This window comes from Maribacter sp. PR1, from assembly GCF_028464145.1.
Taxonomy (GTDB): domain Bacteria; phylum Bacteroidota; class Bacteroidia; order Flavobacteriales; family Flavobacteriaceae; genus Maribacter.
Map to the genome: position 1 here is coordinate 176324 of NZ_JAQPCG010000006.1, position 26686 is coordinate 203009.

The 26686-nt window shown below is 37.4% G+C and carries 23 protein-coding genes; 4 read left to right on the plus strand and 19 right to left on the minus strand.

Annotated features, from left to right (window positions below):
* Positions 1 to 39: 39 nt before the first annotated feature.
* The gene (locus tag PP182_RS13565; RefSeq protein ID WP_094995435.1) at positions 40 to 222 is read right to left on the minus strand and encodes a CAL67264 family membrane protein; all 183 of its coding nucleotides are present in this window, start codon (positions 220 to 222) and stop codon (positions 40 to 42) included.
* 69 nt (positions 223 to 291) lie between these two features.
* Positions 292 to 1269: a Gfo/Idh/MocA family protein gene (locus tag PP182_RS13570; protein ID WP_272651804.1), complete on the minus strand. Its 978-nt coding sequence runs from the start codon at positions 1267 to 1269 to the stop codon at positions 292 to 294.
* Positions 1270 to 1342: 73 nt separating this feature from the next.
* Between PP182_RS13570 and PP182_RS13575 the strand changes: the two genes are divergently transcribed.
* On the plus strand, positions 1343 to 2971 hold the full coding sequence (locus tag PP182_RS13575; RefSeq protein WP_272651805.1) for an acyl-CoA carboxylase subunit beta: 1629 nt from the start codon (positions 1343 to 1345) through the stop codon (positions 2969 to 2971).
* Here PP182_RS13575 and PP182_RS13580 read toward each other — a convergent pair.
* The 6 genes from PP182_RS13580 to PP182_RS13605 all read right to left on the minus strand — a co-directional run bounded on the left by PP182_RS13580 (position 2968) and on the right by PP182_RS13605 (position 11991).
* Positions 2968 to 4722, minus strand: coding sequence for a carboxypeptidase-like regulatory domain-containing protein (locus PP182_RS13580; protein WP_272651806.1), 1755 nt, complete (start codon positions 4720 to 4722; stop codon positions 2968 to 2970). The two genes, PP182_RS13575 and PP182_RS13580, sit on opposite strands and share 4 nt — an antisense overlap.
* A gap of 195 nt (positions 4723 to 4917) precedes the next feature.
* Positions 4918 to 7536 carry a carboxypeptidase-like regulatory domain-containing protein gene (locus PP182_RS13585; protein ID WP_272651807.1) on the minus strand — a complete coding sequence of 873 codons (2619 nt, stop codon included), beginning with the start codon at positions 7534 to 7536 and terminating at the stop codon, positions 4918 to 4920.
* A gap of 30 nt (positions 7537 to 7566) precedes the next feature.
* Positions 7567 to 8913 (minus strand): M24 family metallopeptidase, encoded by a 1347-nt coding sequence (locus PP182_RS13590; protein ID WP_272651808.1) that lies wholly within the window; start codon positions 8911 to 8913, stop codon positions 7567 to 7569.
* Positions 8914 to 8928: 15 nt separating this feature from the next.
* Positions 8929 to 10008, minus strand: a complete 1080-nt coding sequence (locus PP182_RS13595) for an AMP-binding protein (protein WP_272651809.1) — start codon at positions 10006 to 10008, stop codon at positions 8929 to 8931.
* Positions 10009 to 10015: 7 nt separating this feature from the next.
* The gene (locus tag PP182_RS13600) at positions 10016 to 10948 is read right to left on the minus strand and encodes a CPBP family intramembrane glutamic endopeptidase (protein WP_272651810.1); all 933 of its coding nucleotides are present in this window, start codon (positions 10946 to 10948) and stop codon (positions 10016 to 10018) included.
* Positions 10939 to 11991: an o-succinylbenzoate synthase gene (locus tag PP182_RS13605; protein WP_272651811.1), complete on the minus strand. Its 1053-nt coding sequence runs from the start codon at positions 11989 to 11991 to the stop codon at positions 10939 to 10941. Before PP182_RS13605 ends, PP182_RS13600 begins: the two co-directional genes overlap by 10 nt.
* Before the next feature lie 133 nt (positions 11992 to 12124).
* On the opposite strand from PP182_RS13605, the gene PP182_RS13610 reads away from it, so the two are divergent.
* Positions 12125 to 12919 (plus strand): SDR family oxidoreductase, encoded by a 795-nt coding sequence (locus PP182_RS13610; RefSeq protein WP_272651812.1) that lies wholly within the window; start codon positions 12125 to 12127, stop codon positions 12917 to 12919.
* 2 nt (positions 12920 to 12921) lie between these two features.
* On the opposite strand, the gene PP182_RS13615 is transcribed toward PP182_RS13610, so the two are convergent.
* The 9 genes from PP182_RS13615 to PP182_RS13655 form a co-directional block, all read right to left on the minus strand.
* Positions 12922 to 14889 (minus strand): sensor histidine kinase, encoded by a 1968-nt coding sequence (locus PP182_RS13615; protein ID WP_272651813.1) that lies wholly within the window; start codon positions 14887 to 14889, stop codon positions 12922 to 12924.
* A 438-nt stretch (positions 14890 to 15327) separates the two neighbouring features.
* Positions 15328 to 16092, minus strand: coding sequence for a LytR/AlgR family response regulator transcription factor (locus PP182_RS13620; protein ID WP_272651814.1), 765 nt, complete (start codon positions 16090 to 16092; stop codon positions 15328 to 15330).
* A 34-nt stretch (positions 16093 to 16126) separates the two neighbouring features.
* Positions 16127 to 17035 carry a 1,4-dihydroxy-2-naphthoate octaprenyltransferase gene (gene menA / locus PP182_RS13625; RefSeq protein WP_272651815.1) on the minus strand — a complete coding sequence of 303 codons (909 nt, stop codon included), beginning with the start codon at positions 17033 to 17035 and terminating at the stop codon, positions 16127 to 16129.
* Positions 17035 to 17637 (minus strand): SPOR domain-containing protein, encoded by a 603-nt coding sequence (locus PP182_RS13630; RefSeq protein WP_272651816.1) that lies wholly within the window; start codon positions 17635 to 17637, stop codon positions 17035 to 17037. Before PP182_RS13630 ends, menA begins: the two co-directional genes overlap by 1 nt.
* A 183-nt stretch (positions 17638 to 17820) precedes the next feature.
* The gene (locus tag PP182_RS13635; RefSeq protein WP_272651817.1) at positions 17821 to 18654 is read right to left on the minus strand and encodes a CvfB family protein; all 834 of its coding nucleotides are present in this window, start codon (positions 18652 to 18654) and stop codon (positions 17821 to 17823) included.
* A gap of 102 nt (positions 18655 to 18756) precedes the next feature.
* Positions 18757 to 19095, minus strand: coding sequence for a DUF2853 family protein (locus PP182_RS13640; protein ID WP_272651818.1), 339 nt, complete (start codon positions 19093 to 19095; stop codon positions 18757 to 18759).
* Positions 19096 to 19135: 40 nt separating this feature from the next.
* Positions 19136 to 20884: a 2-succinyl-5-enolpyruvyl-6-hydroxy-3-cyclohexene-1-carboxylic-acid synthase gene (gene menD, locus PP182_RS13645; RefSeq protein WP_272651819.1), complete on the minus strand. Its 1749-nt coding sequence runs from the start codon at positions 20882 to 20884 to the stop codon at positions 19136 to 19138.
* Between the two features lie 49 nt (positions 20885 to 20933).
* On the minus strand, positions 20934 to 22046 hold the full coding sequence (locus PP182_RS13650; RefSeq protein WP_272651820.1) for a chorismate-binding protein: 1113 nt from the start codon (positions 22044 to 22046) through the stop codon (positions 20934 to 20936).
* 1 nt (position 22047) lies between these two features.
* Positions 22048 to 22470 carry a PaaI family thioesterase gene (locus PP182_RS13655; protein ID WP_272651821.1) on the minus strand — a complete coding sequence of 141 codons (423 nt, stop codon included), beginning with the start codon at positions 22468 to 22470 and terminating at the stop codon, positions 22048 to 22050.
* Positions 22471 to 22490: 20 nt separating this feature from the next.
* Here PP182_RS13655 and PP182_RS13660 point away from each other — a divergent pair, with 20 nt between their 5' ends.
* Positions 22491 to 23180, plus strand: coding sequence for an alpha/beta hydrolase (locus PP182_RS13660; protein WP_272651822.1), 690 nt, complete (start codon positions 22491 to 22493; stop codon positions 23178 to 23180).
* A 1-nt stretch (position 23181) separates the two neighbouring features.
* The gene (locus tag PP182_RS13665) at positions 23182 to 23733 is read left to right on the plus strand and encodes a GNAT family N-acetyltransferase (RefSeq protein ID WP_272651823.1); all 552 of its coding nucleotides are present in this window, start codon (positions 23182 to 23184) and stop codon (positions 23731 to 23733) included.
* Position 23734: 1 nt separating this feature from the next.
* On the opposite strand, the gene PP182_RS13670 is transcribed toward PP182_RS13665, so the two are convergent.
* Positions 23735 to 24661, minus strand: coding sequence for a hypothetical protein (locus PP182_RS13670; RefSeq protein WP_272651824.1), 927 nt, complete (start codon positions 24659 to 24661; stop codon positions 23735 to 23737).
* A 100-nt stretch (positions 24662 to 24761) separates the two neighbouring features.
* Positions 24762 to 26675 carry a molecular chaperone DnaK gene (gene dnaK, locus PP182_RS13675; RefSeq protein WP_272651825.1) on the minus strand — a complete coding sequence of 638 codons (1914 nt, stop codon included), beginning with the start codon at positions 26673 to 26675 and terminating at the stop codon, positions 24762 to 24764.
* Positions 26676 to 26686: the final 11 nt, after the last annotated feature.

The window sequence follows — 26686 nt, forward strand, 5'->3', positions numbered from 1 at the left end:
ATAGAGAAGCAGGAGTATAAATCCAAAGGATATTTTGTACTAGACCCTACCCTTTAAGGCGTTAAAAACCCAAGCAATGGCAAAAAAACCGATACCGACAGAGGCAAATCCCCATCCGGCAACTTCATCATATCTAAAAGCCCCTAAGCCTATTAATAGAAGTCCTACCAAAATCATGATGAATGTGGCCCATGCCAAAACAGTGTTCTTATTCATTCCCATCTTACCTTAAGTTTTTAGCGAATATCAAATATCGCAATTTTTAGGATGTCTTTCCAACTTCCAAAGTGATTATTGTTGTTCAAAAGGAAATTTTATATCCGTTTTTAATCGAATGGAATCCATCAGGGAAATTAAATCCAAACTATTTTGATGGCTCCAAAGATCACTTTCCAATTTTCCTGAGGCTAGACAGTTATGAACTTCTTTAATCTCATGACCGTATCCTTTGCCTATCTTCGGTATTTCAACAGTTTTGGAATCTCCATCCTTTTCCAAAGTATAACTAGTAGCTTCATGCCATCTTGGATTGATAAAGACCGAACCTTTGCTTCCAGAGATTTCACTTTTCATTTCAGAGTCCGATGTAAGCCCGCTATACAACATGGCGTGAGCATCGGGATAATCGAAAATCATACTACACTGCTTCTCCACCCCGGTTTCATGGAAATGAACTTTTGCTACAATATCCGAAGGCATTCCCAAAATCAAATAGGATAAAAAAATAGGATAGATACCGATATCCAATAGTGATCCGCCGGCTAGATCAGGGTTTAAAAGTCGACCATTCTCATCCCTGTCCAGGGCATAAAATGCAAAATCCGAATACAAATAGCCAATTTTACCAATTTCTCCTTTGTCCACGATATCCTTTACGGCTTTAATGGTGGGATTAAATCGAGACCACAGTGCTTCCATCAAAAAGACATTATTTTCTTTAGCGGCCTTTATCATTTTTTCAACCTCACCTTTGTTAATGCCCATCGGTTTTTCGCATAAAACATGCTTACCTGCTTCCATGGCCTTTATGGCCAAGTCCATATGACCCGTATGGGGTGTGGCAATATATACTACGTCCACCGTATCACTCAAAAATAACTCCTCATAACTTCCAAAAGCATGGGGAGCGTCATATTCTGCTGCAAATTCCTGTGCCTTTTCTAGGCTTCTTGAGCCTACAGCCATTAATTTCCCTCCTGTAACCAGTGCTAAATCCTTCGAAAACGTGTGTGCTATTTTACCAGCCCCTACAATGCCCCATCTAACCATAGTTTTATATTTTGTTTAGAGTTTACCCAAATTTAACTCCTTATCTTTAGCCTAGGAAATGAAAGTGGACAGAATGGATTTAAAATTCAACCAGAACGAAGACAAAAACAAACTGCTTTTATCCGAATTAAGAAAAAAACTGGCCCAAGTACAACTCGGTGGCGGTAAGGCAAAAATTGCCAAGCAGCACGATCAAGGAAAGTTAACGGCACGGGAACGTATAGATTATCTTTTAGATCCAAAATCGGAACAATTGGAGATTGGAGCCTTTGTAGGTGACGGTATGTATGAGGAGCATGGAGGATGCCCATCCGGTGGTGTTGTTGTAAAACTAGGATACATAAAAAATAGACTTTGTGTTGTAGTTGCCAATGACGCAACCGTAAAAGCGGGTGCTTGGTTCCCCATAACCGCAAAAAAAAATTTACGGGCACAGGAGATTGCCATAGAAAATAAACTTCCCATCATTTATTTGGTAGACAGTGCGGGGGTGTATTTACCCATGCAGGACGAGATTTTTCCTGACAAGGAGCATTTTGGACGAATTTTTAGGAACAATGCCATTATGAGCAGTATGGGCATCACTCAAATTTCCGCCGTCATGGGAAGTTGTGTAGCTGGCGGCGCATATTTGCCCATCATGAGCGACGAAGCACTGATCGTTGATAAAACTGGAAGTATTTTTCTTGCAGGAAGTTATTTGGTGAAAGCTGCCATAGGAGAAAGTATTGACAATGAAACGTTAGGAGGTGCGACCACACACAGCGAAATTAGTGGTGTAACCGACTACAAATCCAAGGATGATAAGGATGCCTTGGATACCATTAAAAATATTATGGATAAAATCGGTGATTTTGAAACTGCAGGGTTTAATCGATCAAAAGCCATTAAACCGAAGAAAAATCCAGAAGATATCTATGGGATTCTGCCCGGTTCAAGAACCGAGCAGTATGATATGATGGAAATTATTGAGCGGTTAGTAGACGACTCGGAATTTGAACCATATAAAGATGGCTATGGACAAACCATTATCACAGGATATGCCCGAATTGACGGGTGGGCCGTGGGGATTGTAGCCAATCAAAGAAAGGTAGTAAAAACCAAAAAGGGAGAAATGCAATTTGGCGGTGTTATTTATTCCGACTCTGCCGATAAGGCGACCCGATTCATTGCCAACTGTAACCAGAAAAAAATTCCTTTGGTGTTCCTACAGGACGTTACCGGATTCATGGTAGGCAGTAAAAGTGAACATGGAGGCATTATAAAAGATGGTGCTAAAATGGTGAATGCCGTTAGTAATTCCGTCGTTCCCAAATTCACTGTGGTTATTGGGAATAGTTACGGTGCCGGTAATTACGCCATGTGTGGAAAGGCCTATGACCCTAGATTGATTGTTGCTTGGCCCAGTGCAGAACTGGCCGTCATGAGCGGTAATTCCGCAGCCAAAGTGTTGTTACAAATTGAAACGGCGTCATTAAAAAAGAAAGGTGAGACCATCACCGAGAAAAAAGAAAAGGAACTCTTTGATAAAATAAAACAGCGATACGATGATCAGGTTTCGCCCTATTATGCCGCTTCCCGTTTATGGACCGATGCGGTTATAGACCCAAAAGATTCTAGAAAATGGATTTCCATGGGTATTGAAGCCGCAAATCATGCGCCTATTGAAAAGCCTTTTAATATGGGGGTTTTGCAGGTTTAATTGGAAACCAGTCCTGTTATGTTAGAAATCCTAAACAATTGTTGGTTCATATTTTTAAGACTCAATTTAAAGACCTTAGTTTCCTTGCGCTGCGAAAAGGTGCCGTAATCATGGTAGATTGCTACCTTCAAATAAGTTGGCGTCAAACTTTTATTGCCTAAATATTTAATGTTCACCTGCCAATCCCCTTTATACGTGTTTCCTATCAAATATTCCTTGGTGGTATATCCTATTAATTTTTCGTCCTTAACTTGGCCGTAATTGTCCTTTAAGCTATGGTTCCATACGAAGAACCTGTTTTCGGGATTTACCAGTTGTAGTTGAAACTCCGCCTCACTATCCGCCCATTCGAATACAAGTCGGGTACCCTTGAAACCTTTATCAGAAACCAGCTTTTTTCGTTTCTTTACCGATAAAAAATCGTTATCCTTTAAACCTAGTAGGTTATTGAATTCCGTATCCAGGAACTGGGCAAAATCTCCCCTGTCGTCTTTTAGGAAACCCTTTTCTTTTAAATAATTGTATCTGGTAAACATATCGGCGGCCAACCCAAACTGCTTATTTTCAATATAACTTTCGGCCATATTAAAATAGGACTGGGCATACTCCGGCCGATGTATAAATACCTCTTTATAGATATCCTTAGCTATTGAGAATTCATTATCGGCCTGATATACATATGCAAGGGATTTTAAGGCGATGGGGTTATCCTTGAACACACCATAATTTTGCTGAATGATGGTCTCAGCAAACTCAGCATTATTCCATTTATCCCTGAAATAGATGTAAGAATCCAAAACAAAGTAAAACGAAGCAGCATACTTGCTACGTTCATCCCTGTAAATATGTATTGCCTCGGCTTCTGAAGCCGCCTTATTATAACGCTCTAAATACTTAGGAAGACCTTGCTGTGCTGTTATGGGCAAGGCGTCACCGTTATATAAGTTTTTCTGGTTTCGCCGCTCTTTGGCGTTATGAAGATTTTCTTTTTGAACGTTAGCAAACGTACCTGTTTTGGTATTAATCACCACAACACCGCCCATTACATTACTACCATAAAGGCCTGCACCTCCCATTCCCCGAATTACCGCAATTTTTTTAATATTTGATGGGTCTATCAAAAAACAGGGTAAGGTATTCATAATAACACCATCTACATCATATATTGCGGTATTGGGACCATAGGTAGTATTATTACTTCTAATACTAACTTCAACCTCCCATGTATCTCTATTACAATGTGCCATTACCCCAGCAAATTTTCCATTCATTAAGGTACCGACATCCGTATATTGCACGCCAAAATCACTTTCATTTAATATACGCATAGAGTACCCAACGGTCTCCTTGTCCAAATAACCAAAAGCATTTTTTATAATATTGGGATTAGTAGCATATTCCATAGCCCTTTCCTCCTGCGTTTTCAAACGCTTCCTTACCGTAACTTCATCTAGCTTTTCTACATCATCGAATAGGGTTATATTGAGTATACGTGTTACGTCTTCCACCTTGATTTCCAATGGCAACTTACCCAAAAGTTCGAAGCGCAGCACATCGCCTTCTTCAACTGCAATGCGATACTTACCGTTTGCATCCGTAGTGGTACCAGTATTTTGATCGTTTACCGAAACGACCACATTTTCCAGGGGTTCATATTCATCTGAAATGGTCCCGAAAACTTCTTTTGTGTTCTGGCCAACCAAACTGTTTACAAAAACACTGGCGAAAAGAACGTATAACAACTCCCTCATAAGTGCAACCCTTTAAATTTCAGTAGAATATAATCAAAAAATACATTATTTCTATGAACTATTTTGTTAACGAAATATTAATTACAAGCCATTGATGTTCAAGATTGCCTTCGGGTCATCTTGGTAAATGGCATAAAAAAAGATTATGACAAAGCATTTATCAAAATCAATAAAAATGTGGTAAAAGCTTCTAGGTTAGAGAACTTGAAGAAGCTTGCGGTTGACATCCTCGATATCCATTCTAAAGATTTGAATGTTGTCTTTTTGTTCTACGGTGCCATAATTGGTACTTATTGTAATTTTAAGATAGGTGGCCAAGCCCGATTTATTACCCAAATAGTTCGCATTTATTTTCCATGGACCATCATTCCCATAAATAAAGAAATCTTTACTGGTATACCCTTTTGACACTAGGCTTTCGCCCAATTTTCCATCATTGGTATTGGACCATGAACTTAGCGTATTGTTGGGGTCGATGAATTGAAAATCTATTTCGGCCGAGTCGTCGTTCCATTCCAAAAGAATCCGTGTTTTGTTTTCATCCTTATAAAGCAGGTCTGTAAGCGGGTCATCGGCCTGATTTTCCTTGATTTCCAAAAGTACCTTTACCTCTGTATTGATTACCTGTTGCAGTGCCTCCGGCTGTTCCGAAAAATACCCTTCTTTCAACAAATTAAAATACCGCGCATATAGGTTTTTACCCGTTTCCTTTTGGCCGTTCATGACATAGGCATTGGCCAAATCCCTATAGGATTCTGCAGAATTGGATTTGAAAAGCAATAATTGCTTATATAGTTGAACGGATTGATTTTGATTGTCATATTTATCCATCAAAAACGCCAAAGCCTTTTTGTAGTTGAAATCATTGTTCAATCGGTCCAAAGCTATCGATACCAAATCCTTCGTGAATGTATCCTGTGGCCAATATTCCAAGAAATAATTGACGGCATCAATATTAAAATTAGGGTTTGTTCCATACTTAGATTCATAGGAATCGTAGATAGTCTTCGCTTCATCCGGTTCTTTACTACGATATAGTTCCTGTAGAAAATCAGGCCAATTCCGTCGAGCTTCCTCCTCTGTAATTGCTTTTATGTTTTCTGCTTTCTGTATAGCACCTATACTTTTGGCCGAAGTATTGTTTGATGGAGAAAAATTTCCAAGATTTGTATTGATAATGATGACCCCACCAGCACCAACAGAGCCGTATTTTGCTACTGCTGAAAGACCGGAAAGTATTGCGATTCGTTTTATTTGGGTAACATCAAGAAAATCCGGATATCCAGAAGCGATAATTCCATCAATTTCATATACCGCAGGGATAGGATTTGAAGTTCCATTCTGTCTTAAAAAAATTTGCGTTGAACCATCGGTAGAATTATCAAAGGAAAGCATGGACAAACCGGATACTTTGCCCCTAAGCAGATTACCCAAGGTAGTTGCACCACTGGTAATTTCTGACTCATCCAATATCTTCATGGAAACACCAGAGGTATTCTTATCAAAAATACCGAACGAGGTCTTAATGATGCCGGGATCCTCATTATACTGCTCAAAAAGCTCTTTCTGCGTTCTTTTGTTTTTTTTCTGGGCAGTGACCACGGTTTCGTCCAAGGCTATCGCCTCCTTTTCAAGTGCCACGTTAATCGCAAAAGTTGTTTCCAATACTGTCCTATGTTCGCTTTGCATGGAAGTATATGAAAATGTTAATTCGTCACCTATCTTAGCCCTCATGGTATATCTACCGCTCTCATCGGTAGTGGTCACCTCGTTTGAAGATAAATTTTGAACTTGGACGCCTTGTACTCTTTCCCCTTCCATAAACACAAATCCACTTACCACGCCGATATTCCGGCCCATGCTTTGTAATAATTGCTCATTGGTATAGTGGGTCAACAAATTTTCTTCCTGCAGCACCACATCTTCTGGCTCATCTGAATCTTCCAACAGGGTCGTACTGACAAAGTAAGTTAGGGCATCTTTGGGATATCTTTTCCATTCCCCCTGGCTGGCATACCTTCTATAAGAAACCCCGGGCGTATCGTCACCTGCAACGATAAGCCCTAATTGGTCCCCATATACTTTCAGTAGCTCAATACCTATACTAAAATCGTCCTGTACAACAATATCATAAGGTTTTAAATCGATACCGACCTTTCCAACTTTAGTTTTTATGGTATACACAATGTTCTTGTTCATTAATCTACGCTTCGGCAATTTTGTTTTGCCATCATAAATATTCACTCGCACCAAAAGACTATCGGACTTATTTTCCAGGACATAGAAATAAAAGGCATTTAACTGCCTTTTATTTTTGGAAACATTAATTTTGGTAATCAACTCCCCGCCAAGGGCTCCATCTCCCTCCCAGGAACCGTTCTTTAATTGACCCACATAGGAATAGCCGACCATTTTTTCGGTCTTGTTCCTTCTTCTCCGTTTATCACCGGTTAAAACAACTTCATTTAAACTCAGGATATCCGGTTCCAACTTTATTTCAAAGAATTTTGAATTCTTTACTACCTCGGAAAAGGGTATTTTATATTCCTTGTAGGCAACATAGGAAATTTTTAGGGTATCCCTATCCGTTAGTAAGTTCGAATCAAAGGAGAAGTTAAAGGTACCGTCCTCCTCCGATACCGTTCCAAGGCCACGTTCTATAAAACCAATATTCACATAAGGCAACGGAAGTCCCGTGTCCGCATCCGCTACAGTTCCCTTTATAACGGTTTGACCGATAATGACTCCATGGAACATAAGGACAAGCCATGTCCAAGCCCATAGATTTCTATCAATTTCGAATTTCGGACCCATATCCTCAAATTAAATAATTTTTAGAAACTTCTAATTCCCCTGGTGCCCTTTTATCCTGGGAATCAATAACAATTCTGTTTGCCTGCCATTGACATACCTAAAACCATCCTGACCATAAAAGCCCGCTTCTTCCAACATGATTCGAATGTCCCGTTTCCATTCTGGAATGTTTACTGTAGTATTTAATTCAATGGCATATACCGTATTCGGGTTTAAGGGATAGTTCTCACCATCGTCTTTCATAACCCCATCTTGGGAATCCCACATACCAATGGTGGTACCGGCAGAATGGCCATACATGCCCAATGGATGTGTATAAATTGAGGGTCTTAACCCGGCCGCTTTAGCTTCGCTTAACGACTTTGCTAAAATTTCATTTCCCGTTCTACCAGTTTGCATGTTTGTGGTCAAGAAATCTTGAACGCGATTTCCATCTTTTAACCCATTTATCAAGAAATCTGGAGCTTTCTTTTCCTCGGGCTTCAGAACATAGGCCAATTCCTGACAATCCGTATTCAATCGCAAATACGTAATGCCAAAATCACAATGCAACAAATCGCCGGGGAGAATGACCATATCTTCCGGTCTACCGGAAAACGAATACAAATGCCCCACAAGTTCTTCACTGGTGCGTTGGATATCCACAGTTGGGTGAAACCAGGTTTCCAGTCCCAAATCCGTTACTTTTTGTCGCATCCACCACTCCACTTCCGAGGTTGTGGTAATCCCCGGAGTAATTACTTTTTCTGAGAAGGCCTCGGCAATGATATCATGGGTAATATCTACCAATTGATTATAGATTACCATTTCCCGATCAGTTCTTGTTTCTATCCAACGTACGGCTAATTGTTCAGCTGACGCAACCCTTGAGCTGAATTTTTTGGGCAAGTTGGCCATAAATTCATCGTAATCCGTTTTGTCCAATCCGTCCGCTATATTGTGGTCTTTTGAGAAATTTAATCCTATTGTTTTTGGATTTCTTTCCGAAATCAATTGCATCAATCGTTTCCACTGATCGGGTTCTTTTTCCTTGTCCCAGGCAGATTCTATGTTTTTGCCAACATTGTATCGGGCTACTGCCAATTTTTCGATACTGTTTTTATCCTTATCGCGATAGAATACTAAAATGGTCCTTCTTCTGGCATTTAACCAGGTCGCCGGTAACATAGTCCTTAGAACCGGATCCTCATTATATTCCCTAGATATAACTACCCACATATCGATGTTTGCGGCATCCATGAGCTGTGGCAAAAGGTTATTGAATCGTTCATCCAAAATTTCATCAATGACTTTTGCACGTTCATTTTCTTTCAAGATTCTTTGTGCGTTGAGACTTATTACGGAAATCAACATCAATAGTAAAAGGGGTCTTTTCATAGTAAGGAGTAGTATTTATGTATTATTCATTGCTCTTTTTAAGGTAAAATCCCTATGGACTTTACCAGAATCGGTCCTAATAAAATGTTCAAGATAAAATATATCTTTTGGACGTTCATAAGGTTCCAGACTTTTTATCGAATTAAATTGGGGCAATTCATATTCGTTTGAGCCATCCGTTTCTATTATTAGAATCAATTTTTGGCCCAAAACTTCATCCTCGATTCCGGCAACAAAATATGGTCTATCAATTACCTCGTTTAGTTTGCTTTCTATTACTTCAGGAAATAGTTTGACACCACCGGAATTAACAACATAATCATATCTGCCCAACCAAATAAATTCAGTTTCCGAAATCAATTCCACAACATCATTCGTAATGACCTTTTCTATGGAAATTTTTGGAGCGCAGATAATTAAACAACCTCTATCATCCTTTTTGAAAATCACATCCGGCAGGGCTTTAAAATTATTGTTTTCGGCTCCTTTACCTATGTGCTTAATGGCTATATGGGTTATGGTTTCAGTCATACCATAGGTTTCATAAATTTCGGTATTCGTATGGACCAGATCTTTTTTCAATCTGGAAGATAAGGGAGCGCCGCCTATAATTAACTTTTTAACCTTTTGCATTTGATCTAATGAAGCCTGTACTTGCAGAGGTACCATAGCACAAAAATCAAAACTCTTATCTTCATTCAACTCCACCAATGGGTTTGATTTGGGTTCGGTCAAATAAATATCCAATCCTAAAACCATGGCACGAACCAGCATCATCTTGCCAGCTATATAATCACAGGACAAGCACAATAGTGAAGTATTACCTGGCAAAAGACCAAAGAATTCCCCTGTTGCTAGTGCACTATTCCGCATGTGGTTCTTTAAAAGTTTTATAGGTTTGGGCTTTCCTGTAGAACCAGAAGTTTTAACCTCTATCGTTTTTGTGGTATCCACCCATTCCATCAAAAAATCACCTATACTTTTTTTATAAGGTTCACCTTCTTTAATAAAACTATAAGCAATCTCCGTAATATCCTCAGATGAAATGGGTCTACCATTTATCTTAAAGTTGGGATGCACGGCCAAGTCCACCATGTCTCGATTATTGATTTTCTTTTGCCAAGAACTCCTCTTTGGAAAGCACCTTCCCGGTTAACCTTTCTTTCCAGTTCGTCCATTTGTATTTTTTGGACAAAACAAATAGGATCAATGGAAAGGTTACAAAAACGGATAATAACATTTCTTGTACAATATCCCCAGATGCACTTTCTGCGGTATTCTTAAAAAGGGAATCTGCTTGGATAGCGGACCAATCCGATGTTACCAACAAGGCAGCCATTAGATTATTACCGAGGTGAAACCCTAGTGCCAATTCAATTCCATCATCCATCAATGTCATTATCCCCATAAGAAGACCAAATCCGATATACAAAACCATAGTGATATAACCCATTTCAGCCACCTCTGGATTTGCAGAATGCATCAACCCAAACATTACTGAAGTGAGTAATAAGGGAAACCATTTATTTTTAACCAATACACCTATCTGTTGCATTAAATAACCTCTGAAAAGATACTCTTCAAAACCTATTTGAAAAGGAAACAGAATAAGACTTGCAAATACTAAAATTAGAAATTTGTAGGGCTTAAAATTCCATTCTACACCTTCTGGATCAATACCATATCCAATTGCAAAAAATAATACAGTTAATAGTATCGTAAAGCTTGCAGAAAATAATAATCTTGAAAAATCAATTTTTTTTCTGGCCGTAGTAAGTGAAACAAAGCTTCGTTTGTGTAAAAAGATGACCAGCAATATTAAAACCAAAAGCAAAAAAATAAAAGGTGCCAAATTAGAAACTAGATTTACTATAGGTGGCAATTGCTTCATCAATTCATATGTTTTCTCTAAATCTTCTGGTGATATCAAAAGAAAAAAGATAAAGTTTACGATGAAAACCCCAGTACTGATAAGGGTTGTTAATATTACTTTCCAAGACGCATTATCTCCTTTATATGCCTGTTCTATATACATAAATCCTTAATTAAATTTCTTTCCCAACTTTTCGTTCGGTTATAATACAAACTTCCGTTCTTTACTTCTAGCGGACTCTTAAAATTATTGATGAACAAAGACCCGGTTCCTAGTCCCTGCGGCATCGTATTTTTCAATGTTGCTGTCCATTGCGCTATGGCATTTAGACCTATGTTGCTTTCCAAAGCACTGGTTATCCACCATCCTATTTGGTGCTTTTCTGCCAAGCTTATCCATTCACCGCTACCACCAAAACCTCCAACGAGACTTGGCTTTAAGATTATATATTGAGGTTGAATTATAAGTAACAATTCTTCCTTCTTCGTTACATTGTTTACTCCAATTAATTCTTCATCCAAGGCAATCGGCAAGGGTGTTCTCTTACAAAGTTCCTTCATCGCCAGCCAATTTCCCTGTTTTATGGGTTGCTCAATGGAGTGAAGTTCAAATTGGGCCAGGTCTTTTAGTTTTACCAGGGCATCATTAGGGGAAAAAGCTCCGTTTGCGTCCACCCGTAGTTCTATTTCATCCGCTGAAAAGTCCTTTCGTATAGATTCCAATAGACCTAGTTCCTTATTAAAATCAATGGCGCCTATTTTCATTTTAATACATGAAAAGCCCTGTTCCAACTTTTCATGGATTTGTCCTCTCATAAATTCTGGGTCACCCATCCAAATAAGACCATTAATGGCGATTGGAGATTCCTTTCTTAAAAAAGGCGAACTAAACAATTCAAAAGGACTTTCGTTTTCTATGGAAATAAATGCCTGTTCCAAACCGAATTGAATACTTGGAAAGTCGGTTAAATTCTCTAGCAATTTATGCAAACCAATATTAATATGGTCTTTGACCCATTGTAGTTTGTTCTCAAACTCCGGGACATCATCATAACTTAGCCCTCTAAACAGGCCACATTCCCCTACTCCAAACTTTCCTTCTACTTGCAATATTAAAAACCAAGTTTCCTTGGTTTGCAAAATACCCCGAGAGGTACCACTGGGTCTTTTAAACTTTAGGAGATACTTTTTGATTTCAGCTTTCATCTAATTGCATTAATATTACTAAAATCTCAGATGTAAATCGCCACCTATCATTTCGATTTGTAAGAAGATTTTTTATACTCATTTCATTGAATCCTTCAAATTTAGCTATATTTTGACTTTCAATAAACACTATATGGAAAGCATTAAAAATAAAGTGATTTGGATTACCGGAGCCTCTTCAGGAATTGGAGAAGCCCTTTCCTATCAATTAAATAATCTGGGATGTAGACTTATTCTATCAGCAAGGAGAGAAGCTGAACTGGAACGTGTAAAAAGTAACTGTAGTTTCCCGGAACAGGTTACCGTTTTACCTTTAGATCTAGCCAACTTTAAAGCTTTGGAAAAGATGCCAGAAAAGGCACTTACCTTTCATAACCAAATTGATATTCTTATCAACAATGGCGGTATTAGCCAGCGTTCTTTGATACGCGAAACTTCATTTGAAGTGTATCAACAAATGATTAATGTTAATTATCTGGGTACTATTCAATTATCCCGTTGTCTTCTCCCATATTTTATTGAAAACAAAAGTGGACATTTCGTTACGGTAACCAGTTTAATGGGCAAATTTTCATCTCCTTACCGTTCCGGCTACTGCGGTGCCAAACATGCCCTTCATGGTTTCTTTGATTCACTTAGAATGGAACATGAAAAAGACCGAATTTCCGTGACTTTAGCGTGTCCGGGTTTTGTTCAAACCAATGTATCCAAAAATGCCTTGGTGGGTGATGGTACTACATCAAAACAAGAGGACAGCGCAACAAAAAATGGTATTACAGCTACACGCTGTGCAAAGGAAATCATTGAAGCTATAATGGAGAAGAAATTTGAAGTATATATTGGCGGGAAGGAAAAATACGGGGTTTATTTAAAACGTTTTTTTCCAAAATTACTACACAAATTGGTCTTGAAAAGTAAGGTTCGATAGGCTTATTTGAAGTTAAACCAAAAACGTACGCCTTCGGCCGTCCTATCTGTATTTAAAGTGGTCTGTAACTGATTTGCAAGCCTATTCATTAACCGAATTCCCATGGAGGAATTGGCTCTTTCATCAGAGTCTTCAGGAAGCCCAACTCCATTGTCCGTATACTCAAAAAATCCTTCCTGGTCTTGTATCTTCCTAAGGTGGATGTAAATTTTACCATTTTCTTCATCATGAGGAAAAGCATATTTAAACGAGTTTGAGACCAATTCGTTTAATATAAGACCAAAGGGAATCGCTCGATCAATATCCAACTCAACTCCTTCCGCATCTATGGTAATATTGATATTATGCCCTCCTTTTTTATATACCGACTGAACACTATTAATTAAGCTCTCGATGTACCCCTGCATCTCTATTACGGATAAATCTTCATTTTGATATAGTTTCTGATGAATTAACGCCATCGCCTTAACCCTACTCTTCCCTTCTTCCAAAGCAACAATGGCTGCCTTGCTTCTGGTATTCTTCGTTTGTAAGCTCAACAAACTGGAAACCATTTGTAGATTGTTTTTTACGCGATGATGTATTTCCTTCAACAAGGAATCTTTTTCTATTAATGAATTTTCAATGAAATGTTTTTGTTCGGCTATCAATCGCTGGTTTTTAATACTCTTTAAGTAGGCATACACCAGACCGGAAAAGCCAAGCAAAGTAAAAATCAAGGATATAAAAACCAGGTTTATTCGCTCATCCTTTTCTAAAATTTCGTTCCTGGATTTCTCTAGATCGGCTTTTTGGACCTCCATCATTTTTCTGGAATATTCCAAATCCTGACTTAATACGGACTCCAACTGTTGACTCTTTATATTAGTAGCATTAACGTCCAAGGAATCCCTAATTCGAATATTTCGTTTTAAATAAGTCGTAGCACTTTTAAAGTCTCCCGTCCGATCATAATAAGCAGCATACAGTCTATTTCTTTTAAGTATATTCTCAATTCTAACAGGGGTTAAACCATCGCTAAGATAATCGGTAGCCTTTTCATAATTATTGAGTTGTAGATAACACTCGGCTATCTCCAAGGTATTCTCAACCAAATCCGTTGAGAACTTCCCAGTGTTGTACTTTTTAATCATTTCGATACTCTCGTCCAAATAGGGTATCGCCTTTTCAAATTCTTTTAACTGTACATGACATTTGCCAATATTCCCGAGAATAACGCCTTTTAGGTAATTAGCTTCATTTATTTGGTTTGTTGTCTTACTGTTAATAACATCACTAAAATAAACATCGATTAAGGCGTTGGCCTTATTAAAGTAACTTAATGCAGTGGGTGTTGATTTATCTAAACGAAGATAATTTCCAATATTGTTATTGTAAACGGCCTGAGCGTAGAAATCACCATCTTCCACATTTCTTTTCTCCTCGGTCATATAATCCTCCATCGCCTTGCGATGCTGACCTAAACTAGAATAAATATCATAAAAGGAAACATTCTTGGTGAGACCAATTTCTCTTTTGTACCTACGGATTTCAATCTGTTTATCATACAACTCCAATTTAGAATAATCGGCATCCATTAAATTTAGGATAAGCGTCTTTTTTTCCAACTCAAAGTTATCCATTCGATCAAACAACTCTTTTGCGATTGCCAAACTCTTCTCATAATCGCCCAAATCAAAATAAATCTGGGACTGTATCAATTGATAATCTATAACGGATATACTATCATTAGTTTTTTTAGAACTATTTAAATAGACATTGACGGAATCTAACCAGTCATAGGCTGAGTTTTGGTTATACCGATTAGAATTATTGAAGAAGAAATCAATTCTTGTTTCAGAATCTGGAAGCTCTTTAAATTGTTGAAAGTAATTTTCGTCTTGGGGTAGAACCTCTTGTGCCTTTGCCTCTTGGTAGGAGCATAAAAAGCAGATAATCCCAACTATTATTACCGAAAAGCGTTTTTTCATATCATGTCCAAAACAATTCTACAAACTTAATTTAATTGCTTTGAGTAATTAAATTTTTGTTGTGTAGCCGTAATGATGTTAAGCTAAAATCGATTGAAACCTATACTGTGTCTACAATGATTCTATTGAAGGTTAATGGGAATAAAAACTTGAGGAAATCAACTGAAAAACGTCCGTAAATACTAAAAATTGGCCTTTAACCATTTAAGGCCACCTAAATCCTCTCCAAAGATTATTTTCCAAAACCTTCATTACAAAAATATCACTAAGAAAATCCAGTAGATGATTATTGTTGTATAATGCCAATTTTTTGTTGTGTAAGTGTACTTCGACGGAAAATTAATCTTTTCAACGGATTTTTTGTACATTTTATCGAAGCACAATTATATCGCCATAGTCACATAAATGATTATGGAAAATTCTTGAATTCTAAACGGACTAAGAATTCATTGCAGAAATGATAAACTCCTTAAAGTCTTTTGAGATTGGAATGAGGGTATTATTGATCATAATATCCTTGGAGTTAATCGCATCTATATGATCAACATTAACGATATAGGACTTATGGGCCCTATAAAACTTGTTTTGTGGTAATTTCTCCAAGTAATCCTTTAGCGGTGATCGCACTAGGAACTTTTTGTCTACCGTATTTACTTCTAGGTAAACATTGTCGGCCTTTATGAATTGAATATCCCCAAACTGAATTCTATAGTAAAGATGTTGTTTTTTAACAAAAATAGAATCCTTTAATATAGAATTGCTCATTGGAACATCTTCATTGGTATCCGTTACATTATTTTCGGCGTTTCCAGATGCCTGTTTACCATAAATAAAATTTGAAAGTGCAATTTCAATGGAAGTATATAAATCCTGTTGCTCAAAGGGCTTAACCAGATATCCATTCGGCTTTACGGTTTTTGCATTTTCAACCGTGGCTCGGTCGGAGTTTGAGGTTACGAAGATAAATGGGATATCGTAGTTCGCTCGTATATGTTTCCCTAAATCGATTCCTGTTTTGTCGGAGGCAAGAATGATATCAATAAGCACAAGATCTACCTGCTGTGTTTTCAGTACCTCAACAGCTTGCTCATAAACGATAACATTATCTACAATTTCATAACCAATTTCCTCTAACATGGACTGCATATCATCCGCAATGATTACATTATCCTCTACAATTAAAATTTTAATAGGTTGTTCCAAAATTGTCAGTGGTTTAGTGGGTTAACGTCCAAAACTACAAAAAATTGTAATAACTAAAGTAAAAGAGTACCGCCATAAAAAAAGTGCTCAATGCCAATTTCTTGAGTTCTGGGTCTAGCAAAACCGGAGTTTTTATTTTTTTGACCTTTACTAAATGAATAAAAATAGGAATATAAGCAAGCAAACTAATATAGCCTGTCCAATCTTTCGCTGTTAAGTATAAAAATATGGATAGGGCAATAAAGGAAACAAAGAGTATTGTGTAATGATAGATTTTACCATTTTTGTAGCCCATTTTCACAACTAGCGTGTTTTTACCGGATTCCTTATCGGATTTATGATCTCTAAGATTGTTAAGGTTCAATACTCCCACACTTAGTAGACCGATGGAAATTGCAGGTAAAAAGGAAATTACAGGCAAAGACTTTAAAAAGAGAAACAGACTTCCCAAAACTCCAACCAGACCAAAGAAAAGAAAGACAAAAAAATCACCCAGGCCGTTGTAGCCATAGGCATTTCTTCCAATGGTATACTTTATCGCGGCCCAAATACTAAATCCCCCCAACAGAAGAAAAAAAACTATCCAAATAAGCTCATTTTGATTGAATGCAAAATACAGTAGTGCACTAACCAAAAGTAGATCTATTAGTATTAAAACTATAATTCCTCTCTTTAATGACTTTTGTGTAAGAAGGCCACTCTGTAGTACCCTTTTAGGACCGATTCTATTTCGATTGTCTGTACCTTTGACTCCATCCCCGTAGTCATTGGCAAAATTTGAAGTTATTTGAAAGCCCGTGGTGGTTAAAATAGCCAACCAAAAAATTGTCGCATCAAAATTTCCATAAAATTGAGCGAGTCCGGCACCCACCAAAATACAGGAAATAGAAAGTGGTAGCGTTCTAAGCCGTGCAGCACTTATCCAGGCCTTTAATTTGGACACTAAAAAGGATCTTCTATTTGCACTCTTTTACCTTCTTTATACGAGGCAACGAACGCATCCTCAAAACCAATATCCACCAATTGTTTTCTAAAAGACTGTGCTTCTTCCAAGGTCTCAAAATTACCAAGGGAGTATGAATAAAAAGGATTTGTTTTAACAAAAAGTGTATTAGTAAGCGCTTCAGAGGCAAGAGTAACGTTGTTGTCAACAAAAGACTTTACCTGAACGGAATAAATTTTTTCTTTCTCCAAGAATTTTTTGGCCAAGTAAAACTCCTTGACCAAGCTCAATTCATCGTTTTGAGCTTTTAAATTATCAATTCTGGATTTTATCGCATCCAAACTATCAATGGACACCAATAGATTATTATTTTGCTTATCCAATGAACTTGATGTATTTAATCCAGCAGTAAAAGAGGTTAAAGCAAGTCCACCAATTAAGAAAAAGGCAGTGATACCAGCAAAAATATTCCGCTGTATCTTACTTTTTTTAAGTTCCTTGTTCTTGAATTTTATTTGATCTAAAAGGCGTTCATTGATTATTTGTGCCTTATCTATGTCTTTATGCAACTCTAATAAATCACTTTCTTCAATAAAGGGCATATGCTATTATTTAGATACGAAATTGTACGTTAAATTTAATTAAAAAAAGAGTTGAATTTAAACTTCATCTCGGTCAAAGCAACAAAAATAGGATTAACGGTAAGTTAAACAAAAAATAACTGGACTATATTCTAAATAATAAATTGAAATCCAGATATTTAAGCATTTTCTTATAACACCAAATCACTCCGCCAAATTTATTCCATCGTCTTCCAAGGTCACTTTCCTGGCTTTGTACAAGGCTCCTAAACCCTTTTTAAAAGTCTTTTTGCTCATTTGAAGCATATCCCTAATTTCTTCAGGGTCCGACTTGTCATGTAAAGGCAAATAACCTCCATTCTCCTTTAAAACCGTAAATATTTTATTTGCTGCAGGTTCCAAAACCCTTTCTCCCAAAGGTTGTAATGAAATATCAATTTTATTGTCCTTCCTTATTTTCTTTACACATCCCGGAATGACATCCCCAATATTCACAGTTTTAAAAACTTCATTGAAATAGACCAAACCTTTGTGCTTTTCGTTTACAATAACCTCCCATCCCAAATCTGTTTGTCTAGTGACCACCAAATCTACTTCATCCCACTCTTTAAGATGAAGGTTATCATTGTTTAAAAATTTGTCCAGTTTGTTCGATGCAACCAATCTACCCGTTTTTTCATCCAGGTAACAATGTACCACATACCACTGTCCCTGTTTCATTTTACTCCGTTGCTCCCTAAACGGCACCAATAAGTGCTTTTCAAGGCCCCAATCCATAAAAGCGCCGAACTCATTAACTTCAGCGACTTCTAACAACCTGAACTCGCCCAACATGATGTCTGGTTCCAAGGTTGTTGCTACTGGCCTTTCATCATAATCCAAATAGCAAAAAACTTCAATTTCTTCACCAATTTCGTAGGATTCGGGCACATATTTGTTCGGCAAAAGAACATCATTCCCCTCTTCATCCCCAAGAAAGAGACCCACACTGGTATCCCTTAAAATTTTTAAGTTGTTTTTTATACCGATTTCAATCATGCTACAAAATTACGTCAATTAAGCGGTAGGCCGTGGTATATATACTAAATAAAAAAGCTGTTTCTTAGGAAACAGCTTTTTGATATGGTTAAAAATGACTTTCTAATAGGCCGAAGCTTTGTTAAAATGCTTGCATAACATGTAGTATACAACAGCTCTATATTTATTTTTGTTCGATGAACCGTACTTATCCATAACACTTTTTATGGCCTCCATAAGTTGTGGCCCGTCACTAAGACCTAATTTTTTAATTAAATAATTGTTTTTTACGGTTTCCAGTTCTTTCTCATCACCTCCCGACACTTTGGAGGCGTCAAGGTTATAAATGGAAGGTCCTAAACCAACAGTTACTTTGGTAAGCAAATCCATGTCTGCACTTTCACCGAATTTATCCTTGATGTCAGCTGCATATTTTTCAATAAGCTCGTCTCTTTTACTCATAATTTGTAGTGTCTTAAAAAGTTAATAGTTAATATTTTCCCTAAGATATGAAATGAAAATAGTCTGTCAAAATTTTATTGTTTATTACCCTAGGGGTAAATATTTCTAAAAGTTTAGGTTTATCGGAGGTATTGTAGAAACCCTCCAGAGAATTTCGCAGTGAAATATCATCTGAAGCGGAATCATATTTTAAATTGTACATGTCGCATAAAGACGAAGCATTTAATTTATGTTTGGTTTCAAAAAAACGCTCATACGAATCTGAATCCTTACGACCGGGTAGAATTCTGAAAATACCTCCTCCCCCATTATTTATAAGAATGATTCTGAAATCCTTTCTTATATAATCGTTCCACAAAGCATTACTGTCATAAAAAAAGCTAAGATCTCCAGTAATTAATAGTGTTGGTGTTGCCTCATTAACAGATGCTCCAATTGCAGTAGATGTACTACCATCAATGCCACTGGCCCCTCTATTACAAAACACTTTTAATGAGGGACTTAATGGAAATAATTGCGTATATCTTATTGTAGAGCTATTGGCTAAATGTAATTGATACTCCTCTGGTATTGACTTTAAAACCCTATCAAAAACCAAGAAGTCGGAATATGGAACCTGACTCAAATATTCCTCCCTTTTAATTTGGTATATTAATCTAACCTTATCCCAAAGTTTAAAATAATTGGATGGTGATTCTGACCATTCCGCATAGATGCTTTCGAAGAATTTGTTAACTGAAGTTTTAACATGTTTTTCCAAACAAAAGTAGGTATCATTGGCTTTGGTATATCCAACATGCCAATGATGTTTTGGTTCATATTCTCGAAGAAAAGCCTTCACTTTTTTGGAAACCACATGACCTCCGAAGGTCAGCAAAATATCAGGTTTTAAATCCTTGAATAATTCATCCTTTTTTTCGCTTAATTCGATCGGTGCCAAAATAGAGTCTATACTGGTAAAAAAGTTTGGATGGTGCATATTTGAGGTGGTCTCCGTAAAAACTATCACAGAAGAATCACTCCCTAATGCCTCTAAAATATCCTCTTCCAATAAATTGGGGTTATTAACTCCTACCAATACCATTTTTCGCTTAGCGTTCTTCCACGTTTCCCGAAAACTACTTGGAATTATTTCCGAATCCATTCTTTTAAAATCAACAGCTTTTGGGAGTGCTAAGTCAATTTCCACCGTATCATATAAAGGTTCCTCCATGGGAACATTGATATGAATAGGTAATTGTTGTTGAAATGCAACTGTTAATGACGTACTTAATTCTAGATCATTGTGGGTCTGAACTTCTATTTGCAGTTGATTAAGATCATCATCCGCTAACCAAGATGGACTATATCGATTGATCCTTTCGGTTGCATGTATCAGGTCTTGTTTTAAATTGGCAGAATACCCTATGTGTTTTTCATATACATTTTCCTGTCGAATAGTCTGCCCATCACCAATATCAATTTTATAGGAAGGTCTATCCGCTGAAATAACTATTAATGGAATCTCACTGTAATATGCCTCCGCTATCGCCGGGTAATAGTTTAATAAGGCACTTCCAGAAGTACATAACAAAACAACTGGCCTATCTAAGTGTTGTGCCATTCCCATTCCATAAAAAGCAGCGCATCGTTCATCTACAATACTAAAACATTTAAAAAAAGGATCGTTTGTAAATGAAAGTGTCAAAGGAGCATTTCTGGAACCTGGAGAAATGACGATGTTATTTATCCCATTGGCCTTGCAATGCCCAATAATCGATTGGGCTACGGGTATTGTTGAGTAATTCATGGACTACAAAAATAAGACCTCTGAGTGTCTTAAACCAATAGCTTTGGGGTTAATCCGAAAGAACTTTTAATATCGTTTCACTTTTGTTTTCTGTTTCCTCCCATTCCTTCTGGGGTTCTGATCCCCAGGTTATTCCACCACCTACATATAACGTGGCCAATCCCTTGTTTAACTGCATGCAACGGAGGTTTACATATAGTTCCGTTCTGGTAAGGACTGATTTATAGGCACTATTTTCTTTATTTTTGAGGTTGATATTTCTGGATTGCTCCTGTTTAAAATTCAGTTCGCCCAAAAAACCGGTGTAGAACAAACGATTATAGTTTTCATTCTTCAATATAAAATCTTTAGCGTTTTTTTTGGGGATTCCACAAACTGCAGGGGTTGGGTGAAGCGATCTTATTAATTTACCCAAACCATCTCTTTCGAAATTGCCGGATATCTTAGTTCTAAGATGCCAAAGCTTACCCGCCCTCGTAGATTCTTGATCACCTATTTTCAAGGCCTTGGTTTTTCCCTGTAAAACTTGTTCAATATAGTCCGTTACTAATTGTTGCTCGTGGAGTTCTTTCTTTCCCCATTCTGGATTTACTATATTTTCATCGAAAACTTGAGTACCCGCCAATGACATGGTCGTAAAGGAAGTGCCAACAGTTTTTACTAAAATTTCTGGCGTAGCCCCTAACCAAACTCCAACTTTTGGATGATACCACACATAGCATAATGCATTGTTATAGGTATACACCAATTTCTTAAATATATGAATAGCGGAAATAGCTACTTGCACTTCCTTTTTTCTAGAAACCACCACTTTTTCCAATTCTTTTTTTCTGATGACTTCAATAGCTTTTTCAACTAAAGATTCAAACCCTTTCTTCTCTTCTTCGTTATTGGAAATGCTTGGGTTTTTAGTTACAGCATTCAAATTCCATTCTTCAATGGGTTCCTTTACCATTTCATCAGGCTTGATCAGTGTGGGTTTTTCGGTATCATCAAATGGGGCAAGGACAAAGCCCTTTTCTGTAAAATCCCCTACGGTATGCAGCAGGTCGTCACGCTGAAAGATACCCTTTAACAGCTGTTCCTTAGGTTTCCTGTAAAGAACAAATGGCAGTTGTTGATTAAACTGATTTTGGGCTTTCTCAAAAATGAATGAAACCATGTTATTTTTTTGGCAGGGCAATAGTGGTCAACTTACATATGGATATCAACTGATCTTCTTCATTGGTAATTCTAATATCCCATACCTGTGTGGTTCTTCCTTTATGAATAAAAGTAGCCTTGGCATAAACAAACCCCTCTTTTATACTTCTTACATGATTTGCTGAAATTTCGATTCCGCGTACAAAGAACTCAGAAGCATTCAAAAAAATGTAAGAGGCCATACTCCCTACACTTTCGGCCAAAGCAACCATAGCACCTCCGTGAAGTACTCCATCCGGCTGGTGCACCCGAGCGTTAACCGGCATTTGGGCTATTAAAAAATCCTCTCCGACATCCACATACTTTATGTCCAAGGTCTCCATCATGGTATTTTTGGAAGATGCATTGCACACATCAAGTATCTTATCTTTGTGTTCGCTCATTATTTTTTATTGTAAAATTAATGAATACAATAGCAAGAGCATCAACCTTAGATATTAGATTTATGAATACTACTATAAAACAAGTTACTTATGAACATTCCAACTCCTACGAAACACTTAATAAACTTGGCCCACAGACCAAGAATGTTTGGTTGGTCTTTCATGGTATAGGATTTTTAAGTAAATACTTTCTCAGATATTTCGATGAATTGGACAGTAAGGAAAATTATATAATAGCCCCTCAAGCACCTTCAAAGTACTATCTAAACAATCAATATAGACATGTTGGGGCAAGCTGGCTAACTAGAGTGGATACCCTGCAAGAAACTGAAAATGTTTTGAATTATATTAATAAAGTTTTGGAGAGTGAAAACATTCCCGAAGCATGCAACTTGATAATTTTTGGGTTTTCCCAAGGGGTATCCATAGCCACGAGACTTATAGCGAAAACAGATTTGAAATGTAAAAAATTGATTTTGTATGCAGGGGGGTTGCCTAATGAATTAACAGTAAAAGACTTTGAAAGCTTAATTGCAAATGGAACTGAAATATCGATGATTCTCGGTACAAAAGATGAATACCTTAACAAGAATAGGCTTGAAGAAGAATCGAATAAGTTGGATGTCCTTTTTAAAGGACAAGCAAAACGAATTACATTTGATGGCGGACACGAAATAAAAAAAGAAATTATAAACTCTTTTGCAGACTGATATGGAAGTAACTCTCGAAAATGAAAGGGTGAGATTATCACCCCTAACCATGGAAAACTATGAACAATTAATTCCAATCGCTTCTGAAGAAAAATTGGTGCAATATTCTCCTTCTGATATTGAAACACCTGTAGCGCTAAAGAACTACGTAACATTATCACTGAAGCAGAAAGAAGAAAAATCCTCGATTCCCTTTATTATTTATGATAAACAGTTGGGCAAGTACGCAGGAAGTACCCGATATATGAATATAGATTGGAGAAATAAAGTCCTACATATCGGCTCCACATGGATAGGAAAAGAATTTCAAGGGACGGGTCTAAATACCCAAATGAAGGATTTACTTTTACACTATGCTTTTATGGATTTGGGGTTTGAAAAAGTGGAATTCCGGATAGATGAACGGAACATAAAATCCAGAAAGGCAGTTGAAAAACTAGGGTGCAGTTTAGAAGGTGTCTTAAGAAAAAACGTATATCTGCTTGATGGTTATAAGCGCAATACATGTTGTTACGGCCTATTAAAAGAAGAATGGATAAAAACACTGAAATAAGCTATTCTTTCCCCTTCTTTTCCTTCGATTTATAATAGGTTATCTTTCTAGTAGTGTAGGCGTTTTCTGGAGTAATAATTTGCTTGATCCAATTCCCCCCTGATTCTTTATCATATTGATAGATATACTCTTTTTTGTCCAATACATTTTCACCTCTCTTAGTTTCTTCTACTAGCATTCCATTTTCATCATAGCCATACGTAGTTCTTATTGTGGGTACAAATTTATTTTTATCTTCATTATAATCGAACTCTTGTTGTGCCAACAATAATCCTTCTGGATTAAAAACTTCTTCATAGGCCTTATTGGCCTCACCTTTTAAAAATTCCTTTGTGAGCACTACTTTTTGAGTGTTCCCATTTTTTTTCTGAGTAGAGGTTCTGATCGACTTTAAGGGAACCTCGTTCAATAAATAGGTAATTGTAAACTCTCCCTTATACTTTTTATATTCTACCAAGGTTTCATCCGTACCTTCATTATTGGTTCTTACCATTTTAGTAAGATCTCCATTTTCATCATAGGTATAGATATATTGGTCTAAAAACTCCTTATCATAAGAAATAATTTTCTCTGTAACCTGTCTATTCTCCGTTGTATCCAATTCAAAAAAATGGGCTATAGAAGTACTGGGGTCAAACTTATTGTCCCTATAGGTTTCTGATCTTTTTTCCAAAAGCATACTATCCTTATACTTATAATAAACCACATCGTAATCCGTATCGCTGTAACGCGTTACCGATTTTATCAGAAGTCCTTTTCTATTAAAATCGTACTCTTCCTTGCCGTACTTGGTACTTACAAGGCACGTCTTTACACTATCTTTCAAATCAAAATCCGCCAAGCTGAATATTTTCACTTCTTGGGCCAGGGAAAATGATGGGAGTGCCAACAATCCCAACAAAAAAGTATAAACGATTTTTTTTATCATAGCACAAAACTAAGTCAATTACCAACCGAAACAAATTACATTCCAAAAATAAAAAAGGAGCGACTAGTGCCGCTCCTTTTAATATTGAGATACTTAGGATTTATTTCACTTCTTCGAAGTCAACGTCCTCAACATTGTCTCCTTCAGATGCATCACCACTATCCGCTGTCGGTTCTCCTTGAGCAGGATCTCCCGCACCTTGTTGTGCCTCGGCTTGAGCCTTATACATCTCTTCGGAAGCTACTTTCCAAGCTTCGTTAATTTTATCCAAAGCTGGGGTAATAACCGCTAAATCTTTGGACTCATAAGCTGTTTTCAATTCAGCAAGTGCATCCTCAATGGGTTTTTTCTTGTCATCGGACAGTTTATCCCCAAATTCAGAAAGTTGCTTTTCCGTTTGGAAAATCATTCCATCTGCCTCGTTCAATTTATCAGCTGTTTCCTTCGCTTTTTTATCGCTTTCCGCATTCGCTTCAGCCTCGGCTTTCATCTTTTTGATTTCCTCTTCCGTTAATCCTGAAGAAGCTTCAATTCTAATATCCTGGGATTTTCCAGTAGCCTTGTCCGTAGCGGAAACTTTTATAATACCATTGGCATCGATATCAAAAGTCACTTCGATTTGAGGTGTTCCTCTTGGAGCTGGTGGAATACCGTCTAAGTGGAACTTACCAATTGTTTTGTTATCCGCAGCCATTGGTCGCTCTCCCTGAAGTACATGTATTTCTACCGAAGGCTGATTGTCTGCCGCCGTTGAGAATACTTGTGACTTCTTCGTAGGTATAGTCGTATTGGCCTCAATTAACTTGGTCATTACACTTCCCATAGTTTCAATACCTAATGAAAGCGGTGTTACATCCAATAACAATACATCTTTAACATCGCCGGTCAAAACACCACCTTGTATAGCTGCACCTATAGCAACAACCTCATCTGGGTTAACGCCTTTGGAAGGTTTCTTACCAAAAAACTTCTCAACGGCTTCCTGTACGGCAGGGATTCTTGTGGATCCACCTACTAGAATGATTTCATCGATATCACTTTTAGAAAGTCCTGCAGCTTTCAAAGCTGTTTCACAGGGTTGAATCGTTCTTTTTACTAAATCGGCAATCAATTGCTCGAACTTAGACCTTGTCAAAGTACGTACTAAGTGTTTAGGTCCAGAAGCTGTTGCCGTAACATATGGCAAGTTGATTTCGGTTTGCGCTGACGATGAAAGCTCTATTTTAGCCTTTTCAGCTGCTTCACGCAACCTTTGCAATGCCATAGCGTCATCTCGTAGATCCAAACTTTCTTCGGCCTTAAATTCCTCGGCTAACCAATCGATAATTTTTTGGTCAACATCATCTCCTCCCAAATGGGTATCACCATCCGTAGCAAGTACCTCAAAAACACCATCACCCAATTCTAATATGGATACATCATGTGTACCACCACCAAAGTCAAATACGACAACTTTTTGATCTTTATCCTTTTTATCCAAACCATAGGCCAAGGATGCAGCCGTAGGCTCATTAATAATACGTTCTACAGTCAATCCTGCAATTTCTCCCGCTTCTTTGGTTGCCTGACGTTGCGAGTCATTAAAGTATGCTGGTACGGTAATTACCGCACGGGTAACATCTTGCCCCAAATAATCCTCTGCGGTCTTCTTCATTTTTTGAAGAATCATGGCAGATAATTCTTGTGGGGTGTACAAACGACCATCAATATCAACACGAGGGGTATTGTTATCTCCTTTAGTTACTTTATAAGGTACTCTTTTTGCTTCCTTTTCCGACTCGGAAAATTTATTCCCCATAAATCGCTTTATGGAGTATATCGTTTTATGGGGATTGGTAACCGCCTGTCTTTTTGCAGGGTCACCGACCTTTATCTCACCACCCTCCACAAAAGCAATAACGGATGGTGTTGTTCTTTTACCTTCTGCATTTGGAATTACTACTGGCTCATTACCTTCCATAACGGAAACGCAAGAGTTGGTAGTACCCAAATCTATTCCAATAATCTTACTCATTTTATATGTTT

What these genes read in the sequence shown, in the direction of transcription:
- PP182_RS13565 (WP_094995435.1), bottom strand. Translation starts at nt 222, where the DNA reads ATGGGAATGAATAAGAACACTGTTTTGGCATGGGCCACATTCATCATG.
- PP182_RS13650 (WP_272651820.1), bottom strand. Translation starts at nt 22,046, where the DNA reads ATGGTTTCATTCATTTTTGAGAAAGCCCAAAATCAGTTTAATCAACAA.
- PP182_RS13610 (WP_272651812.1), top strand. Translation starts at nt 12,125, where the DNA reads ATGGAAAGCATTAAAAATAAAGTGATTTGGATTACCGGAGCCTCTTCA.
- PP182_RS13670 (WP_272651824.1), bottom strand. Translation starts at nt 24,661, where the DNA reads ATGATAAAAAAAATCGTTTATACTTTTTTGTTGGGATTGTTGGCACTC.
- PP182_RS13635 (WP_272651817.1), bottom strand. Translation starts at nt 18,654, where the DNA reads ATGATTGAAATCGGTATAAAAAACAACTTAAAAATTTTAAGGGATACC.
- dnaK (WP_272651825.1), bottom strand. Translation starts at nt 26,675, where the DNA reads ATGAGTAAGATTATTGGAATAGATTTGGGTACTACCAACTCTTGCGTT.
- PP182_RS13615 (WP_272651813.1), bottom strand. Translation starts at nt 14,889, where the DNA reads ATGAAAAAACGCTTTTCGGTAATAATAGTTGGGATTATCTGCTTTTTA.
- PP182_RS13575 (WP_272651805.1), top strand. Translation starts at nt 1,343, where the DNA reads ATGGATTTAAAATTCAACCAGAACGAAGACAAAAACAAACTGCTTTTA.
- PP182_RS13570 (WP_272651804.1), bottom strand. Translation starts at nt 1,269, where the DNA reads ATGGTTAGATGGGGCATTGTAGGGGCTGGTAAAATAGCACACACGTTT.
- menD (WP_272651819.1), bottom strand. Translation starts at nt 20,884, where the DNA reads ATGAATTACTCAACAATACCCGTAGCCCAATCGATTATTGGGCATTGC.
- PP182_RS13640 (WP_272651818.1), bottom strand. Translation starts at nt 19,095, where the DNA reads ATGAGTAAAAGAGACGAGCTTATTGAAAAATATGCAGCTGACATCAAG.
- PP182_RS13585 (WP_272651807.1), bottom strand. Translation starts at nt 7,536, where the DNA reads ATGGGTCCGAAATTCGAAATTGATAGAAATCTATGGGCTTGGACATGG.
- PP182_RS13660 (WP_272651822.1), top strand. Translation starts at nt 22,491, where the DNA reads ATGAATACAATAGCAAGAGCATCAACCTTAGATATTAGATTTATGAAT.
- PP182_RS13605 (WP_272651811.1), bottom strand. Translation starts at nt 11,991, where the DNA reads ATGAAAGCTGAAATCAAAAAGTATCTCCTAAAGTTTAAAAGACCCAGT.
- PP182_RS13655 (WP_272651821.1), bottom strand. Translation starts at nt 22,470, where the DNA reads ATGAGCGAACACAAAGATAAGATACTTGATGTGTGCAATGCATCTTCC.
- PP182_RS13595 (WP_272651809.1), bottom strand. Translation starts at nt 10,008, where the DNA reads ATGGTGGACTTGGCCGTGCATCCCAACTTTAAGATAAATGGTAGACCC.
- PP182_RS13580 (WP_272651806.1), bottom strand. Translation starts at nt 4,722, where the DNA reads ATGAGGGAGTTGTTATACGTTCTTTTCGCCAGTGTTTTTGTAAACAGT.
- PP182_RS13665 (WP_272651823.1), top strand. Translation starts at nt 23,182, where the DNA reads ATGGAAGTAACTCTCGAAAATGAAAGGGTGAGATTATCACCCCTAACC.
- PP182_RS13630 (WP_272651816.1), bottom strand. Translation starts at nt 17,637, where the DNA reads ATGCCCTTTATTGAAGAAAGTGATTTATTAGAGTTGCATAAAGACATA.
- PP182_RS13600 (WP_272651810.1), bottom strand. Translation starts at nt 10,948, where the DNA reads ATGTATATAGAACAGGCATATAAAGGAGATAATGCGTCTTGGAAAGTA.
- PP182_RS13590 (WP_272651808.1), bottom strand. Translation starts at nt 8,913, where the DNA reads ATGAAAAGACCCCTTTTACTATTGATGTTGATTTCCGTAATAAGTCTC.